The sequence below is a fragment of the Nocardia sp. NPDC047654 genome (assembly GCF_043205035.1).
Lineage (GTDB): Bacteria > Actinomycetota > Actinomycetes > Mycobacteriales > Mycobacteriaceae > Nocardia.
Genome location: NZ_JBIDDF010000010.1, coordinates 218,270 through 235,594 on the forward strand (window position 1 = coordinate 218,270; position 17,325 = coordinate 235,594).

Genomic DNA, 17,325 nt, shown 5'->3' on the forward strand with positions numbered 1-17,325 from the left:
CATCGTCACAGCACGGACTTCGGTGGGCTCGCCGGTAGCTGACCGTAGGAGCTCGCGTAGCCGCCCGCGGGCACGCTCGTGCCCACGGGCGGCGCCGGACGCAGGAACAGCTTCCCGTGCTTGCTGCGGTCGCGCAGCGCCCACATCCGCCAGGTGAGCACCGGATGGCTGGACAGGGCGTTCACCATCCAGACGAAGAATCCCTTCTCGACGACCGCCCGGTCGGCCATCTCGTCGAAGCCGACCAGCCTGTTCATGTACTTGCCCGCGGCCAGGGTGCCCATGGCGGCGGACGCCCCGGTGTGGCGATTGCAGAAACCGTGGTTGTCGGCGGTGTACTCCTGCGCGCGGATCAGGCTGCTGCCGATGATCGGCAGGAACGGCACGAGGAACATGCCCAGCTGCCGCCAATACGACGTGTGCCCCGCCGCGATGTGGCCGACTTCGTGCCCGATGATGAACGCCAGTGCGTCTGGTTCGCGCGCGGCGCCGCCGATCTCGAACAAGTCGCTGTAGACCACCACGTAGCGCCGGAAGCCGTGGCCGCTGGCGAACGCGTTGATCTGGCCGTTGCCGAGCACCACGTACGCGTCCGGCACCTTCGCCATGCCGAAGCGGGCGGCGGCGTCCACCACCATCTGGTAGCCCTCTGGGAACTGGGTCGGCGACATCCGCACGCCGTTGACCCGCTGGCCCGCGTAGTTGACGCCGCGGCCGAACCACAGCAGCAGCGGAGCGGCCGCGAACGCCAGGACGTACTGGTCGAAGTTTCCGGTGGCGAGCAGCGCGAGCGCGATCAGGTACGCGAACACGGTCAGCACCACCACGACGACGAGCATCGGGATCTCCCAGCTGTGCCGGGCGGGCATGCCGAAGGGCGACAGACCGCGAGGCTGCCGCTGCGGCGGCGCGGGAGGCGGCATCGGAGCGCCGGGGTAGGACCCGTACGGCGCTGGGTACGCGGGGGGAGCGGCCGGGTAAGAGCCCGAGGTATACGGCCGTCCGTAGGGTGCGGCGGGCGTGTCCTGAGCCGAGACCCACCCGCCCTGCGGGGCATACGGGTCGGCCTGTCGGCCCGCCTGGTCGGGCGGCTGGGGTTCGAACGGCTGCATGGGATGAACTCTATTCAGTTGCCGGGAACGGGGCTGGCGCGTCGGTCGTGTCACCGGGCCCTGTGGCCCGCCAACACAACTGGCGTATCACTCGATTCGCGCAGGCCCGTCCCGGTGTTAATCGCGGGGGATGCCCTCTTGCCGCCCGCGCGGCGGCCGCCTGACACAATGCCTGCCATGCGCGTTTACCTGGGTGCCGATCATGCCGGTTTCGAATTGAAGAATCTTGTCAAGGCCCATCTGGAGCAGGCGAATCACGAGGTCGTCGACTGCGGTGCGCTCGAGTACGACGCGCTCGACGACTACCCCGCCTTCTGCATCGAGGCGGCCCGCCGGACGGTGGCCGATCCGGGCAGCCTCGGCCTGGTGTTCGGCGGCAGCGGCAACGGCGAGCAGATCGCCGCGAACAAGGTGCCCGGTGCCCGCTGCGCGCTTGCCTGGAGCGTGGAGACCGCGAAGCTGGCCCGCGAGCACAACAACGCGCAACTGGTCGGTATCGGCGGCCGCATGCACTCGACCGAGGAAGCGCTGGCCATCGTGGACGCCTTCGTGTCCACCCCGTGGTCGGACGAGGAGCGTCATCAGCGGCGCATCGACATCCTGGCCGAGTACGAGAAGACCGGCGTCGCCCCCGCGGTCCCCGCGTACTGAGCGCACCGAGGTCGTAACGGGCTGTGCCGGAAGGACATACGCTGCACCGCCTCGCGCGGCTGCATCAGCGGCGACTCGCGGGCGGTGTGGTGCGGGTGTCGAGCCCGCAGGGCAAGTTCGCCGCGGGCGCGGCCCGGGTGGACGGGCAGGTGCTGACGAAATCCGAGGCGTGGGGCAAACATCTGCTGCACCACTACGACTCGGGCCTGGTCGTGCACGTGCATCTCGGCTTGTACGGCACCTTCACCGAATCCGCGCTGCCGATGGGTGAGCCGGTCGGCCAGGTCCGGATGCGCATGTTCGGGGGCCAGGACGGGCAGCCGGGCTTCGGCACCGACCTGCGCGGGCCCACCGCGTGCGAGATCCTGCTGCCATCGGAGGTGGCGGCGCTCACCGACCGGCTCGGCCCGGACCCGCTGCGGCGCGGCGCCGACCCCGACCGGGCATGGCGGCGCATCCAGCGTTCCCGCAGGCCGATCGGCGCGCTGCTGATGGACCAGCAGGTGGTCGCCGGGGTCGGTAACGTCTATCGCGCGGAACTGCTCTTCCGGCATCGGATCTCGCCGCACCGCCCCGGCACGGGGCTGTCCGCGGGCGAATGGGCGCAGATGTGGTCGGATCTCGTCGCGCTCATGCGGGTGGGGGTGCGCGTCGGCAAGATGGTCGTGGTGCGGCCCGAACACGATCACGGCGAGCCGTCGTACGCCAAGGATCGTCCGCGCACCTACGTCTATCGCCGCCAGGGCGCCCCGTGCCGGCTGTGCGGGACCCCGATCGCCCATCAGGTGATGGAGGCCAGGAATCTCTTCTGGTGTCCCACCTGTCAGCCCGGCTGACCCGGCCGGTCGGTGCGGCTCAGCCAGCGACGGCGGTGTCGATGTCCGGCTCGTCCGCGAGGGCGAAGCGGCGACCGCCCGCCGTCTTGGCGGAGTACATAGCGCGGTCGGCGCGGCGCAGCAGGTCGGTGAAATCGATCGGGCTGCCCGGCGGGCTGTAGGCGGTGCCGACGCTGGCGGATACGGGCACCGGCCCCGCCGACGACCAGACCGGGTCACGCAGGGCGGCCACGATCCGATGCGCGAGATCGCCGAGGTTGTTGTGGCGGGGGTTGGTCGCGAGCACGAACTCGTCGCCGCCGTACCGGCAGATCACCGTGTCCGGGGGGCAGGCTTCGCGCAGCCTGCCGGCCAGTTCGACGAGCACCTCGTCGCCGATCGCATGTCCGTATCCGTCGTTGATCTGCTTGAACCGGTCGAGGTCGATCAGCAGCAGTCCGACCCCGCGGGTGGGGTCGGTGGCCATCAGCCGCACCTTGTCCTGCAGCAGCGTCCGGTTGGCCAGGTCGGTGAGCGCGTCGTGGGTGGCCTCGTGGCGCAGCCGGTGCTGCAAGGCGGCGATCTCCTGCACCCGCAGCGACACCTTGGCCGACAGGTTCTGCTCCTGTTGGGCGAGGGCGCGCTCCTGCAGCGCCTGGGCGTAACTGTCGATGGCCTGGCTGGCGATGAACGGCCAGCGGGTGGCCACCAGGGAACCGGGCGCGCCGGAGGGGAAACCGAGCAGCCAACGCGTGGCCTGCGCCAGCATCCGGATCCGGTCGAACGGCGCTTCGGCGAGCCGGGCACCGAGCATCCGCGCTTCGGGCACCGGGAACGGCTCGGACCTGGCGAGCCTGAGCAAGCGCTCGACGATCTCGATCAGCACCGGTTCCAAGTGCTGGGGCGCCGCGCCCGAACCGGGCTCGGCGCAGACCGCACGGGCCCAGGCGCGGGCCATGGCGGCTACCGGGGGCTCGATGTCGGTCGACATCGGACTCACCCGGTGTGAGTGACGTCGGTACCCAGGTGCCCTGTAGTCACACAGGTGCCGGCGTCACCCTGATCGTTCCCACTGCTACGCGGTTGTGTCCACCTGGTTCGGCGCACGCTCACCGCCCCCTTTCCAGATACCCCCGTCCGGCAAAAAGGATCCTAGCAAGCCACTCGGCATCGAAAAGCGCTGATTTGCAACGTGTTCTCGATGCCTCGCGAACAGCGATCGGGTATGTGATCGTTCCCGTCGCGTTGGTGTTACACCCGATTCGCGTTCGCTGCAAAATCGCGCCGCGACGCGCTGGCGACACGCTGCGGGAGGTGTGCGGGGAAAGGCACGCGAGCAACGGCGACGGTCCGGTCCGGCCGGGCGCCGCCCGCCTCACGAGAATCTGTTCTCGCACGCGACGTCCTCGTCTTCCCTGTCGTGTTCCGAATGGTTGTGCCGAGTGTTCCGAGGGTAGTCGCTTACCGGCGGTGGTCCGGTCGATACGGTTCGGGTCGCCTACGCCGTCGCTTCGGGCCGCGCCACCGGAGCCCGCCTCGGCCGGGAGTGCGGCGCGCGCCGGCGGGAGGGGCGGGATGGCCGCTCGATGCGCCGACGCTCCCTGCGGACGCGGTGTTCTGCGATCGGCCGAGGGTTCGCGGGATGGACCTGGTCCCCGCGTGCGCGGTGTCGAGTCGCTCCCGGCCGCGCGGCCGTGGCTCGGCGACACACCGAGTGTGTCGGCCGTGACGGCGAGTCGTGCGGTCCTCATCGGAAATCCCTCGAGCGATGTTCTTGGGGTGACAAGTGTGTCATTCGAGTTTCGCCCACCGGAATCCGACACGCCAGAGTTTCAATGAAAAATAACCTTTAAATTTTGTCGAGCGCGTCACCGTGTGCCGGCGGCCCCGCCGTGCGACACTGAGCGCGGCAACCTCGGAGCGCTCCGACGGGCAACCTGCGAGATCTCGCTGCGCGGGGGGCTGATTGGCGTTTCGGAAGCCGGGTTCGGTACAGTCGGATCGCACACGACATCGTGGCGATCCCATCGGTGTCGTATGCCTGCGGGTGTAGTTCAATGGTAGAACCTCAGCCTTCCAAGCTGATGGTGCGGGTTCGATTCCCGTCACCCGCTCCACGGAGCATTCATCCTCGTCGGCGGCCGCCCCGCCGCCGCGAGGGCCACGGGGTGTAGCGCAGCTTGGTAGCGCATCCGCTTTGGGAGCGGAGGGTCGCAGGTTCAAATCCTGTCACCCCGACCATCGTTCGGGGGCGGGATTCGTCCTCCGGTCTCGACGGTAGCGGCGGCTCCGCCGTGTCTTCTCGGATCGGTATACCTACGCCGCATCTCAGCATCCCACCGGGTTTCGCATGCGTGGGAGAACGGCCAGGATGGACGCGCGGAGTCGGCGGTGGGGCGCCGCGTCGCCGCCGGGGCATCCCGGGGCAACTCTCCGGCACTAACCCTACGTAGGTATGTTCAGCGATTCGCCGGGCGTTGTGTTCGCTGCGCCGGATCCGTGCTGCGAGTCATTCGCCCACGGCGACCGGCGCACGGTTCGAAAAGGCCCGAATGCGAATGTCTACGTAAGTATTCGACAGTGCCGGATGGAAATAGGAGAACGGTCGGTTCGCGACCGCGCCGTCACTGCTCGGCTTGCGCCTGTGGGCTGGAGGCCACCGTGGACGGCGGCAGCTCGGAGTGCCGGGCGAACGCCTGATCGATCAGCTCCGAGGTGGCGCGGGTGACGATCAAACGGGCGATCGCCAGGTCGGTCTCCAGCTTGGTGCGGTCCCGCGGGGTCCGCGCGGAGTCTTCGTAGGTCTGCCCGGCCAGGCGAAAGAACAACTCGGTGGCGAAGCGGTCGGCGATGCGATCGCAGTCGGCGCGCAGCCGTTCGACCAACTGGAACGTGTCCTGCATCGGCAGCCCGGTGTCGGTGAGCCGGGTGGCCAGATCGCAGCACCGGGGATTCGTGACCCGGTAGGCCTCGAGCGGGTCCTCGCTGGAGGCCAGCGCCTGCTTGGCGTACTCCGGCAACTCGGCGTAGCTGTCCTGTGGCTCGGTGGTTGCTTCCGCGTCGGCTTCGGCCGCGTTCGCGTTCTTCACGCCGAGTACGTCGGCAAGTCCGTCGCCGCGGTCCCAGGCTTCCAGCAGCTCCCTGATCCCGTTCAGCTTCATGCCCCGCCCCAGCAGGCGGCTGATCGTTTGCAGGCGGTTGAGATGGTCCGACCCGTAGTACCCGATCCGCCCGCGCACCTCCGGCGAGGGCAGGAGACCTCGCTCGTGGTACACGCGGACGCTGCGCACGGTGGTGTCGGCTGCCCGTGCCAGTTCGTCGATCGTGAATTCAGAGTCTGCAGCCATGTTTAAAAGGAAACCATAGTCGGGCCCCCGTGGAAAATGGTCCGTTTCATAACGTGCCGTTAAAGACGGTTAGCTGTTCGTTGCTTCAAGGTCAACGAGCCGTTACATAGCGGTACAAGAGGTTGTGTGCTGGGCAACAGTGGGCTACCGTGCGTAGACCAGCTTATCGCGGCTGGGTTCCGGGGACTGTTGAGCAGCCCTGATGACCGTCCGATCCATGGGCCACGCACCTGCCAGAGGTGTGTGCTCGGCATCCCCGGAGATGGCTATGAGCATTACGCGAACCCTTCCGATGGACACGGGATCCACTGCATCAGCAAAGGTCTCGTCGATTCCGGCAAAGTCGAACCAGCGGCCCCCGTGCGCCGACGTCCCGGACAACTGGGACATGGACACCGGGAATCCGGATGCCTGGCGAGCAGCGGTGCGCACCTGTCAGAGCTGCCCCTTGCTCGCGCAGTGCCAGCAGTTGGCGCAGGCGCTCACCACCCGCGGAGACGGTCCCCGCGCGATGATCTGGGCGGGTGTCGCCTATGACAACTCGGGCAGCGTCATCGAGAACCTGGACCGGCACCGTGCCGCGCCGATCGACCACAAGCGCCCCATGCGGATCATCCGCACCGGACCGCGTCCGCTGCGCACCGTGTCCACGCTTCCCGCGCCTCGTCGGCACATCGTACTCGGGCAGCCACTCAAGCCGACCGGCACCGACGGCCTGTGACTATGCTGCGTGCAGCTTTTCGCGTCGAGTCGTTCGGTGGTGCGTAACTCATGACAGTCCTGGCATTGGAGATCGGGTCGTCGGGCTTCGCGGCGACCCGTGTCGCCGACGATGTCGACACCGACGACATCCGGAGGATCCCGATCCCGGCGACGGGCGCCTGGGACCGATGCCAGGAGCTGCTGCTCGAGGTCGCGGGCGGTGACCAGGTCACCGCCCTCGGCGTCGCCTCGGCAGGGCCGATCGATATGGCGGCCGGGGTGATCGCCCCCTCCGAGGTTCCGGAGTGGCGAGCGGGTTTCGAAATCGTCCGAGCCGCGCGGAAGCTGTTCCCGGAAGCGCAGGTTCCGCTCGCGCTGGACGGCGTATGCCTGGCGCTGGCGGAGCGAGGTTTCGGCGCGACGAGCACGGTGATGGACAGCCTGGCGCTGAGTATCTCCGATCGCATCACCGGCGGGGTCGTGGTAGGCGGCTTCGTCTTGGTGGGGCGCACCGGTAATGCGGGGCACGTAGGTCATGTCCTGGTCCCCGGCTTCGACGATCGGTGCTCCTGCGGCGGCCGCGGGTGCCTGGAAGCGGTCGCCGGTGGCCTGGCCATGGTGCGCTGGGCCCGAGAACAGGGCTGGGCGGGCACGTCGGTCCCGGAATTGCTGGAATCCGCCCGCGTCGGCGAGGACATTACCGCCGCGGCGCTCGGCCGGGCCGGCACGGCGCTCGGACGGGCGATCGCCTCGGTCGCGGCACTGCTCGACCTCGACCTCGTGGTGCTCGGTGGCCCGCTCGCCGAGGCAGGGCCGGCACTGTGGAAACCGCTCGGCGAGGCGGTGGCCACGCACGCTCGGCTGAGTTTCCTGCCGGGATTGCGCGTCATTCCTTCGCAGCTCGGTGCGGTCGCGACGATCATGGGCGCGGGTGTGCTGGCTCTCTCCGGAAGGAATGCCTGAGCTATCGCACCGTGGCGTAATGCGCTGGGCGGGAGCGAGTTCAAGCCCTCGTACGAAGTTGCCAGGTGAATGCTGTCAGCGTCGGCCGACGGCTTCCGTTGATCTTGTATGCCGGTTTGCGGCAGATGTGCCATTGCCTGTGCGCCGGTCGAGGAGGGCTTCTGGCGGAACTTAACGTGAACAAAATGAACACCCCGACGCGTATCGCGTGCACGTGCCGCAGACTTTGAGAACGGGCGGCCGAGGTCGCAGGTTGATTGAGCCGCTAAATAACGGTACATTGCCTGAGTCACAAGATGTCTCATCCGGGTTGAGGCGGACCCGGAGGAACGGCTGGTCGGGCAAGTGCGAAGCGAAGTGGCGCAGTGATTCCATGGGTGACTATCGAGACGTTGGCGCCGGACGGCATGTCCGTGGCGTCGGTGGGAGATGCACCGCGTGAGTTCGCGAGCTGGCAGCGGGTGGTGCAGCGAACGCTGTCGAAAATGCCCGCGCTGTACGACAAGCTCACGACCGCGGCATTGACCGAGGCCATCCATGCCGCGCACGACCAAGCACAGGACGTGGATCTGGCCATCCAGACGCGGGCGGGAAGGCATCAACTGCTCATCCGTCCGATCTTCGGCCCGGCGGGGGACGTGCACGCGGTGCGGCTGTGGCTGGGCCCCGCGTCCGAGCGGGTACCCGCGTTGCGGCCTGCGGTGGGCGCCATCTGGGATCTGAGCAGTCAGACCATTCAGCAGCCGAGCGGTATCACACGGCTGTCGGGCAGCACCGCGGAACAATACGTCCCGCGTATGTCGATCGCCGAACTGTTCCACCGGGTGTCGAGCTTCGATCGCCACGCGGAAATGCTCGATCTGCTCTACGACCCCAAGCCCGGTGAGCGGATGCAGTTCGACACCACGGTGATGCACGGATTCGGTCGCCCGGCCCAGTGGCGGATCACCGTTCGTGCCCGCGACGACGAGCGCACGCGCGGTGCCTGGTGGTTGATCGAGGACGTGACGTCGGAGAACGCGCCGTCGGCGTGGCCGACTTTGGAGCGCATCGGGTTGCGCGAGGCGCACCGCCGGGCGGGTACGCATCTGGCCGTGGTGCAGCTCGAGCACACCAGCATTTCGCACTGGCTCACCGATCCCGCGCCATGGGTGCGGTGGGACTATCTCTTCCGGCCTGTGGACGTGTTCCATCCCGATGACCGTCCCCGGCTGGCGGAACTCGGCGACCGGCTGCGCTCCGGTGACAGCGCCGGCGTGACCCTGCGGGTGCTCAACTACGGCGGCGGTTACACCCCGACATCGCTACTGCTCTACCCCTATCCCGGGTACTCGAGCAGACAGCTGGCCATCGCGCAACTGGTTCGCGTCGCCGACGATGTTCCGTTGCTGGAAACCCATCGCCAGGTGCTGGAACCCCGGCAGTGCGGCGCGCCGATCGGCTATGACGAACAATTGCGGCATTGGCTGGCGGGCAGGATGAAAAGCAGCCCCGCCTGCTGACAGTTGATTCCCACGACTGGGAACTACTGGCCGGTTGAGAACCCCTGTGCTCTCTACCATTCCGAGAGTGAGGACAGTGGTTCGTGGACCGGCAGATTCGGGTGAGGCACTGCTTCGCCGGATGGCCGCCCGCCGCCGTCGCGACAACATTGTGGTCGGCGTACTGGCGGTACTCGCCGTGCTCGGCGGCGGCCACGCGATTCTCAGTGTCTTCGACTCTCCTCCGCCTCCGCCGTCGGACGCTTCGACGACGGCAATTATCGGGCGCGCGCAATTGGCAGGCTCTTTCGCCGAGCAGTTCGTCGTCACTTACCTGACCGCCGTTGCGGGGCAACAGGATCGGATCGGCGAATTCGTCGGTTCCAATCAGCAGATCACGTTGCCTTCGTCCGCGCGTCAAGTGTCCGACCCGTCGGTCGCCTATGTGTCGCGCGTGGTCTCGACGGGGGCGGTCGACGTCTGGTCGGTAACCGTGTCGGTGCGAGTCGGCAAAGCCGGCGCCGCCACCGCGCCGGAACATCGGCAGTTCTACCGCGTCGCGGTGTCGGTGTCGGATGGACGGCTGCGGGCGTTGTCGATGCCCGCGGTGGTCGAACCGCCCGCGAAGGGCGTCGATCTCAAGCTGGCCTACGGCTCGCCCTGCGCACCGGACACGCCGCTCGGCCAGGTCGCCGCGGGTTTCCTCAACGCCATGCTGGCCGGAAACGGCGACGTGGCCCGCTACACCACTCCGGACGCCGGGCTGGCCGCGTTGAAGCCGCCTCCCTACACCGCCGTCGAGCTGACCTCGCTCACCACGGACGATTCGAGCTGCGGTTCCGGCGGTGCGAAGGCTCAAGTGCTGGCCACGGTCAACCCGAAAGCCGACACCGGCGCCGCCGCGACATTGGCATACCCGCTCACCATGATCCGCAACGCGGGCCAGTGGCAGGTGGTGTCCATAGATCCGATTCCCGCTCTGTCGAGTCCGCTCGCGGTGGTCGTCGGTCAGGATTCACGCGGCGCAGCGCCGCCCACTTCGACCTCGTCTTCCTCGCCGACGGTGACGATTCCGCCGGCGACGCAGAACTGATCCGAGAGGCAGCCCGATGGGTAATCTGAGCAACATCCTCTATGGCGTCCTGATCTTTGTCCGATGGGGCGGAATGATCATCATCGCCATCGTCACGATCGGTGTGGTGATCTCCGAGGCAGCCAAATCCAGGCTCTCGCCTGCGCGGATCATCGTCGTCTTCGGATCGGGGCTGATGGCCGGGGTGGTGATCTGGATTCTGCCCACGACCATCAATTACGCGCGAACGGACGCCAACCTCATCGTCCCCGATCACCCCATCGGTGGCTATCGATGAGCCAAGTGATCAAGGTGTTCACGCCGGTCAAACGTGTCCCCACGATGATCGGCAAGGCGCAGAACGGGCAGAAGCTGCCGTTCGGCCCGTACACCCTGCCCCAGGTTGCCGCGGGGGTGGCGATGATGTCGGTGACGTCTGTGTGCGCCATGACGTTTCCGGTCAACCCGGCCGTAACCTTCATCGCCGGTCTGGCCATGACCATCTTGGCGGTTTTCGTGCTTGGACTCGTGCCGTACACCGGCGTCCGGATGACCTCACGGGCCCTATGGCTGGGCAGGCTCATCGTCTACCGCAAGCCGGTGTCCGCCTCGGGCATGCCGATCACCAATGACTCGGTGCGCCACACCCTGTTCATCGAGGAGACCGTGGTCCTCTTGCTGCCCGACCGCCCCGGTGCGGCGGTGGCCGCCAAGCCGAAGTCCGGTATCCGGATGCTCGAGGTGCTGAACGGGAGCGGCAAGGCCACCGACCTGTGGAGGCGACTGAACGGCAAGGACAACGGCAACGGTACCTCCACCGAAGGAAGCCCCTGATGGCACTCGGACGAGATCTACAGCCCACCGCGGCGATTCGCGGCAATCTCCAGTTCACCCATTCGGGTCTGGTCACCGCGACCTATTTCATCAATCCGCTCGGTTACGGCTTGCGCAAGGCCAGTGACAAGTACGACGTGAAGCTGGCGCATCACTCGCTGGTCACCAACTTGCCGAGCGGATCGTTGCTGTTGGGCATCCAGGCGCGGCTGAACACGATCGACGTGCTCACCAAGATGGTGGAGGGCGTCGACCTGGACGAGTGCGAGGACTACGCCGACGAGGTGGTCGCCTCCTACGAGCGCGTACACGCGATCATGCCGCAGACCCGCATCTTCCTGCTGTCCATCCCCGTCGGGGCCAGCAACTCCAGTATGTCCGCGTTGTCGCGCCTGTGGCGCGGTAGCACCACCACGATCGACGCGACGGCGATCGCACGCGCCGACCTGGACGCCTACGACGAGAAGGCGAACGAGATCCTGTCCAGAATCGGCGGGGACTTCGATCCGCAGCCGGTGCCCGCCGCCCTTTTCCAATGGTTGTGGGAGCACTACCTTTCGCGCGGCGCGGCCGGGGACCCGGTGGCGCCCACCCGCGCGGGCGCGCTGGACGACGCGACCGCGGCGGTCTTCCGCTCCGCCGCGCTCGACGAGGGGGCGCAGGCCGACAGCAACCGGCGTATCCGTCCGTCGTTCGTGCCCGTGATCAAGGTTGTGCAGCCGGATTTCGAATACCGTCCCTCCTACCAGGCCATGCTGACACCGCACTCATTCCCGTACGCGGGCATGACGTTTCCCGGAGGCAGCGAGTTCCTGAACGTGCTGGAGGGCCTCGGCGACGTCACCGTCGACTGGGGGATGCGGATCTCGACCAAGTCCGCCGAGCAAGTCCTCAAGAACAACGAGCTCAACTTGCGCAGGCTCGGCGAGCAGATGGACCAGCGGGACCAGGAAATCTCGTTCGCGCAGAACACGCTGGCATCGAAAGCACAGATGCTCGGTGAGTACAACCAGCACTTCGAAGTCAACGGCGGCGAATCAGAGGTCTCGTTCACCACCGTCATCGCGATCGGCGGGCCGTCGCGGGACGCCACGATGGACGCGGTCAACACGCTCAAGCGCCGCTACAAGCGGTTCCAGGTCGACATGGTCGCGCCGGTCGGCGCGCAGGTCGATCTGTGGTCGATGCTGGTTCCCGGCAGCCAGCCACGCCGGGCCTTCGACGACTTCGCGCATATTCTTCCCTCGGACATGTGGGCCGGTTTCGTGCCGTTCACCACCAGTCAGATCGGTGACGACAGCGGGCCGGTGATCGGGGTCAACTTGCTTTCGGGGCATTTCGAGCCGATCCACTTCGGCATCATGGAGGCCGCGCTGCACGACCTGTCCGCATCGTTCGCGGTGACCGGCGAACTCGGCTCGGGCAAGTCCTATTTCCTCAAGCTGATGGCCGTGCTCGTGCACGACATGGGCGGGCAGTTCCTCGCGATCGACCGCAGTCAGGTCGGCGAGTGGGAGCATTTCGCGCGGTCGATCGATGACGCGGTCATCATCGACTTGGCCAATCCCACGGTGTCGCTGGATCCGCTGCGGTTGTTCCCCCCGCGGATCGCGGGTGAACGTGCGCTCGACTCGATTCTGCCGTTACTGGATCTGTCGCCGACCTCCGGCACGGGTGCAGCGGTGAGCAACCTGCTGTCGCCCCGAGGCATGGCCGAGCACAAGATCAAGAGTCTGCTCGATCTGTACCACGTCGTGCGCCGGTTACGGGACCACCCCGACCGCGGCGAGGAATACGCTGATCTCGCGGCGCGGCTCGGCACCGTGGTGGAGCGGGTGCCGGTGCTGTTCGACCCCAAGTTGCGACCGCTGCGCCTCGATGCCGCCGCGACCGTCGTGCGCAGCCACAACCTGCAGCTGCCGAGTGCCGAGGAACTCACCACGCCGCACCTGTACAACCGGTTGCCGCTCACGAAACGGCTCGGCACGGCGCTGTACGAACTGGTCGGCGTGGCGGCGCGCGAGGCGTTCCTCTCCGACAACGGCAGGTTCGGCCTCCTGGTCGGCGACGAGGCGCACCACTTCACGCAGACGCAGGTCGGCTCGGCGGTCACTTCCGACTTCAGCCGCGACGGCCGTAAGCACCTGGCCGCGATCGGGCTCGCCTCGCACGACCCGGCCACCGACTTCCAAGGCGCGGCGCACAACCTCATTCCGAACCGGTTCGTCTTCCGGCAGCGCGACGAGACGCTGGCGCGCAACAGTTTGGAGTGGTTGGGCGTCGATCTGGAGGAAGCGCCCTTCCTGTTGCAGATTCTTCGCGAAGAGACCTCGCCTCCGGTCGGACCCGGCCGTCAGATCCCCGAGGAGCGCCGAGGCGAGATGTTCATGCGTGACGCGCTGAACCGCATCGGGCGCGGCAAGGTTCTGGGTCCCGCGCGTCCGGACCGCGCCGCGGCGATTACGAGCACTCCGACCAGTGGCGCCGGTGCGCGTTCGGCCCTACCGGAGCGATTGGCCCGCTGATGAGCTCTATTTTCCGCCAGCGCATTCGCACCGATCAGCCTTCCTTCGGGATGCCATGGGAACCGCAGTTCTGGGACATCGATCGTGGGCGACCGCAGGTGTTGTTCCGGCGATTCCAGGCTTGGATCGCCGCGTCCCGCCGTCGCCGTCGGACCGCGTGGGTTCTCATCGCCCTCTTCGTGCTGTTCGTCTTCCCGGGTCTCGTCGGTGCGGTATCCATCGCGCAGACCGGCACAATTGCGCCGGGCGCGGCACCCAACAGTGCGACCAGCTGGATGAATGTCAAGGATTCCCAAGGAGTCAATGTCTCGAGCTATATGTTGGTGATCGATCACGGCGGAGTGTTCAACCTGGGGAATTTCGCGCTGTGGATGATCCTGACGCCAATGTTCGCGCTTTGGCTGGTCACGGTGACAACAGGGGTTTGGTTCCCTGGTCAAGCAATGGATTTCGGGTGGCTGAACCTGATCAGCGCGCCGTTGCGAGCGATGGCCCAGAACCTGACTGTGCAGATCGCGACACCCCTGATGGCGGCGACGGCGCTGGCGATCGGCGCATTCTTCGTCGGCTATTTCATCGTTCGCGCCCTGTACGCCAAGGCCGTTACGCAGGTCGTCACGATGATAGTATTCGCGATCGCGGGCGTGTTCTTCCTGGCCAACCCGCTGGCCGAGGCGTTGTCCGACCACGGTTGGCTGGTGCAAGGACGTGACCTGGGACTCTCGGTGGCGGCCGGTCTGAATGGGAATAACAACCCGAATCCGCGCCAGTTGGTGGCTACGGTGCAAGCGACCAACGCGGACAATTTCGTGCGGCTTCCGTTACAGGTGTGGAACTTCGGACACGTCGTGGACAGCAACCCGTCCTGTCGAGCGGCGTGGTCGGCCGGCATGACGTCCGGGAGCGAAGACCGGGTGAAGAACGGAATGAGGTCCTGCGGCGACGGTGCCGCGTATGCCGCGGTGGAGAATCCGGGTCCCGGTCAGATCGGGGCCGGACTGCTGCTGCTGCTGTGCGCGGTCATTCTCTTGGCCTTCGCCGCGTACTTGTCCTTCAAGATCATGTGGGCCGTACTCGACGTCATCTACTATGGGTTCGCGTCGATCTTCGGGTTCGCCGCAGGCGGATACATCTACGGTCCGACGCAGACGTTCACCGTCCGATGCGTGGTCCACGGCTTCATTGCCGCCGGTAAGATGGCCTTCTTCGTCATTGCCCTCGGCGTATACGAGCTGCTGCTGGGCAGCCTGTTTCGAGCAGCGAATGGCCAGATCATGGTCGTGTTCGTCATTGGAGCGTGCGTCGAGGTCGTCGCCATCGTCCAGGTACGGCGGCTGAGCAGAAATATCGACGAGGCCAATGACTGGGTGACCAACCGCATCGGGGCGGCGATACACAGCGGCGGTTCTGCACAGGGTGCAGGCGGCGGCGCCGCATTGGGTATGGGATTGGGGATGGGCACCTCCGGCGCGGCCAACTCGTTGTCCCCGCTGGCAATGCTCGGCGCGGTCAGTACCATCAACAGCTCGCCGGTCACCGCATGGATGTTCGCGGGTCGTCTCAACCCGCTGAGCCCCTTCTCGCGGGTAGATCATATCGATAAGAAGAATAAGGCGAGGGGCCTGAGTTCGCGGGACCTCAGAAATGCCACGCACGGTGCCGCCTACGATCGGGTGTCCTCCGCCGATTTCGCGCGGGTTGGAATAACGAGGTCCGGGGCGCGCCGCAACAGTGAAAGAGCCGCCGCCTTCGCGGCGGAGAATGTCGCGCATGCGACAGGCATGATGGGCAGCGTGCAGTATGCCCTCCGGATGGCCGGTATCAGCTGGGGAAGAGGGCAACGGGCGACCATTGCACGAGCGGATATCATCCGGCACGCGGACGACGAGCCGCTCGCATCGAAGCACCTCGGCCGTGTAGTCGCCGCGCATAAGCATTTCGAGCGGGACTTCCATACGAATCCGGGCATGATGATGGCCAGGTTCCACGGGTTGGAGGCCAGCGTCGATCGGTATCGAGGTGATTATCAGGGCGGTGTGCACATTTCGGAAGAGCTGGCCCAGCTCGGCAGAGATTACATCGACAATCCACACAAGCAATGGATTGATGCACTGCAGGCCCATGCCGAGGGGCCGATCACGGACGCTTCCGCCGCGCGGCTGCGGATCAATGGCCGGGACCTGAATCAAACCGAAGCGGACCGGTTGAGGAGCTGGATCTCCAACGAGCATGCGCTGCGGGTCCAGGCGGCCACCAACTGGGTAGCCGAAAATCCCAACGACTTCGAGCGGATCCGGGTACTGCGTTCCGAAATCGACAAAGCCGCTCAGACCGACCAATGGCAGGCGGGCCGAAATATCACGGGTGCTGTCTCGCTCCCACAGCCGAACCCCGCACAGCCGCTGCCCGCGATTCCGGGAAGGATCCTCAATCCCCTCAGAAACCCGCGCGGCCGCTGATCACCCCGCGATGAGGGCAAGACAGCGGGGCAGAGATCACAGAAAGGCAGTCGATGATCGGTCGTCTCCTAACATTCGTACTGATGCCGTTCTGGATATGGCTGGTGCTAGGGGGCGTCGGCGTCCTGTTCGTGATCCTCATGGGCCTGGTGCTGGTCATCGGCGGTGCGACGTCGGCGATCGCTTCCGATTTGCACTACCAGTGCGACAGTGCGGTGGGACCCGACCCCTCCCAGACCGCGACCGCGACCCGGGCGTCGACAGCGGTGCGGCCGACTGCGCTAGGCGCACCGGCGGCTGGTGTGACCACCGCTCCCACGACGAATCCGTACGCGCAACTGACCATCGCACCGGACGACACCGATGTGTCCGATTGGCAGCGCGCATGTGCCACTGCGCTGAAGGACGCCCCTTACCAAGATCCCCCATTACTCGTGGGCAATTCGGGAATCGGCGCGGAGTGCGCGCGTCGGCTCGCGCTCGCGCAAGCCGGAGCACCGTCGAGCCGAGCCGGAGCATCGGCGGGCGGAGCCGGAGCATCGGCGGGCGGAGCGCAGGGCAGCGCCAGTGGTTCGCCGGATGCTGCCGAGTTCACCAGGTCGGTCATCTATCGGGCGTCGGCCGCGCAGTCGAGCGGTCGGTGCGAAGCGACGGCGGGCCCGGTGGAACAGCCGCCGTCAGCGGACGTCGCCCAGCAGCCGAGCGGTACGGCGCGGCCATGCGGGCAGTCCGACAGCTCGGCCGCCACGGTGGTCGTGCTGCCGACCACCATCGCAGCGCAAGGAGCCTGCGGTCAACGAGTGGACCCCTCCGCCGTATCGGACGGCGACCTGGTCTTCTGGAACTACCGGAAGAATGCGCCCACCCAAGTCGGCATCGCGGTCAGCGGCACCGCGCTCGTCACTATCGATGCTGCGAACGGCGGTTTCGTCGAGCGGCCCATCCCCAGCACGAATGATGTGCGGGTGAAGCGGGTCCTGGGCAGCGGGAGGTGACGGACACACGATGCCACCTACAGAAGTAGAGCCACAGATAGAGGCGGGTCAGGAAGCCGAGGCGCCGCCGGGACCGGTGACGCCGTGGTCCAACCGGCCCGATCAGCAGCGGCCGCGGCCGGGTGGGTTGCCGGGTCAGCCGGGCAGTCCGTCGCCCGGACCGGGGCAGTCCGGGTCGCCTGGGCCGGGGCAGACCGGTTCCGGTCAGCCGAACGGTGGCGGTGAGGCCGGGGTCCCGGGTCCGTCGGGTGCTCCGTCTCAGCCCGGTTCGTCCGGTGTGCCGGGTCAGCAGCCTGGTCAGGCTGGTGTTCCTGCTCAGCCGGGTGGTGTGCCGGGTCAGGCGGTGCCGGGTGAGGGTGTGCCGGGTGG

The 17,325-nt window shown here is 66.9% G+C and carries 14 protein-coding genes and 2 tRNA genes; 13 read left to right on the plus strand and 3 right to left on the minus strand.

The features are described from left to right. Positions 1–5: 5 nt before the first annotated feature. The gene (locus tag ACGF7Y_RS24335; RefSeq protein ID WP_393236844.1) at positions 6–1,112 is read right to left on the minus strand and encodes a M48 family metallopeptidase; all 1,107 of its coding nucleotides are present in this window, start codon (positions 1,110–1,112) and stop codon (positions 6–8) included. Between the two features lie 177 nt (positions 1,113–1,289). Here ACGF7Y_RS24335 and ACGF7Y_RS24340 point away from each other — a divergent pair, with 177 nt between their 5' ends. Next, positions 1,290–1,763, plus strand: coding sequence for a ribose-5-phosphate isomerase (locus ACGF7Y_RS24340; protein ID WP_393236845.1), 474 nt, complete (start codon positions 1,290–1,292; stop codon positions 1,761–1,763). Positions 1,764–1,786: 23 nt separating this feature from the next. Further along, complete coding sequence (locus tag ACGF7Y_RS24345) at positions 1,787–2,599, plus strand: Fpg/Nei family DNA glycosylase (protein ID WP_393236846.1); 813 nt, start codon at positions 1,787–1,789, stop codon at positions 2,597–2,599. A gap of 19 nt (positions 2,600–2,618) precedes the next feature. Here the strand turns inward: ACGF7Y_RS24345 and ACGF7Y_RS24350 are convergent, their stop codons facing one another. Continuing rightward, positions 2,619–3,569, minus strand: coding sequence for a GGDEF domain-containing protein (locus ACGF7Y_RS24350; RefSeq protein WP_040865435.1), 951 nt, complete (start codon positions 3,567–3,569; stop codon positions 2,619–2,621). Positions 3,570–4,621: 1,052 nt separating this feature from the next. On the opposite strand from ACGF7Y_RS24350, the gene ACGF7Y_RS24355 reads away from it, so the two are divergent. Beyond that, positions 4,622–4,695 (plus strand) — tRNA-Gly (locus ACGF7Y_RS24355). Between the two features lie 47 nt (positions 4,696–4,742). After that, positions 4,743–4,819 (plus strand) — tRNA-Pro (locus tag ACGF7Y_RS24360). A 383-nt stretch (positions 4,820–5,202) separates the two neighbouring features. Here the strand turns inward: ACGF7Y_RS24360 and ACGF7Y_RS24365 are convergent. Further along, positions 5,203–5,925, minus strand: coding sequence for a MerR family transcriptional regulator (locus ACGF7Y_RS24365; protein WP_393236847.1), 723 nt, complete (start codon positions 5,923–5,925; stop codon positions 5,203–5,205). A 268-nt stretch (positions 5,926–6,193) separates the two neighbouring features. Here ACGF7Y_RS24365 and ACGF7Y_RS24370 point away from each other — a divergent pair, with 268 nt between their 5' ends. The 9 genes from ACGF7Y_RS24370 to ACGF7Y_RS24410 all read left to right on the plus strand — a co-directional run bounded on the left by ACGF7Y_RS24370 (position 6,194) and on the right by ACGF7Y_RS24410 (position 16,956). Next, entirely contained in the window at positions 6,194–6,646 is a 453-nt protein-coding gene (locus tag ACGF7Y_RS24370) for a hypothetical protein (RefSeq protein WP_393236848.1), read from the plus strand. Positions 6,647–6,696: 50 nt separating this feature from the next. Continuing rightward, positions 6,697–7,590 carry an ROK family protein gene (locus ACGF7Y_RS24375; RefSeq protein WP_393236849.1) on the plus strand — a complete coding sequence of 298 codons (894 nt, stop codon included), beginning with the start codon at positions 6,697–6,699 and terminating at the stop codon, positions 7,588–7,590. A gap of 377 nt (positions 7,591–7,967) precedes the next feature. Next, complete coding sequence (locus ACGF7Y_RS24380; RefSeq protein WP_393236850.1) at positions 7,968–9,092, plus strand: GAF domain-containing protein; 1,125 nt, start codon at positions 7,968–7,970, stop codon at positions 9,090–9,092. A gap of 67 nt (positions 9,093–9,159) precedes the next feature. After that, positions 9,160–10,164 carry a conjugal transfer protein gene (locus ACGF7Y_RS24385; RefSeq protein WP_393236851.1) on the plus strand — a complete coding sequence of 335 codons (1,005 nt, stop codon included), beginning with the start codon at positions 9,160–9,162 and terminating at the stop codon, positions 10,162–10,164. A 16-nt stretch (positions 10,165–10,180) separates the two neighbouring features. Beyond that, positions 10,181–10,441, plus strand: a complete 261-nt coding sequence (locus tag ACGF7Y_RS24390; protein ID WP_040865441.1) for a hypothetical protein — start codon at positions 10,181–10,183, stop codon at positions 10,439–10,441. Beyond that, on the plus strand, positions 10,438–10,977 hold the full coding sequence (locus tag ACGF7Y_RS24395; RefSeq protein WP_393236852.1) for a hypothetical protein: 540 nt from the start codon (positions 10,438–10,440) through the stop codon (positions 10,975–10,977). Before ACGF7Y_RS24390 ends, ACGF7Y_RS24395 begins: the two co-directional genes overlap by 4 nt. Continuing rightward, a complete protein-coding gene (locus ACGF7Y_RS24400; RefSeq protein WP_393236853.1) occupies positions 10,977–13,502 on the plus strand; it encodes an ATP-binding protein in 2,526 nt (841 codons plus the stop codon). The genes ACGF7Y_RS24395 and ACGF7Y_RS24400 overlap by 1 nt, the downstream gene beginning before the upstream one ends. Next, positions 13,502–15,961: a hypothetical protein gene (locus ACGF7Y_RS24405; RefSeq protein ID WP_393236854.1), complete on the plus strand. Its 2,460-nt coding sequence runs from the start codon at positions 13,502–13,504 to the stop codon at positions 15,959–15,961. Before ACGF7Y_RS24400 ends, ACGF7Y_RS24405 begins: the two co-directional genes overlap by 1 nt. 53 nt (positions 15,962–16,014) lie before the next feature. Beyond that, positions 16,015–16,956 carry a hypothetical protein gene (locus ACGF7Y_RS24410; RefSeq protein WP_393236855.1) on the plus strand — a complete coding sequence of 314 codons (942 nt, stop codon included), beginning with the start codon at positions 16,015–16,017 and terminating at the stop codon, positions 16,954–16,956. The last annotated feature ends 369 nt before the right edge of the window (positions 16,957–17,325 follow it).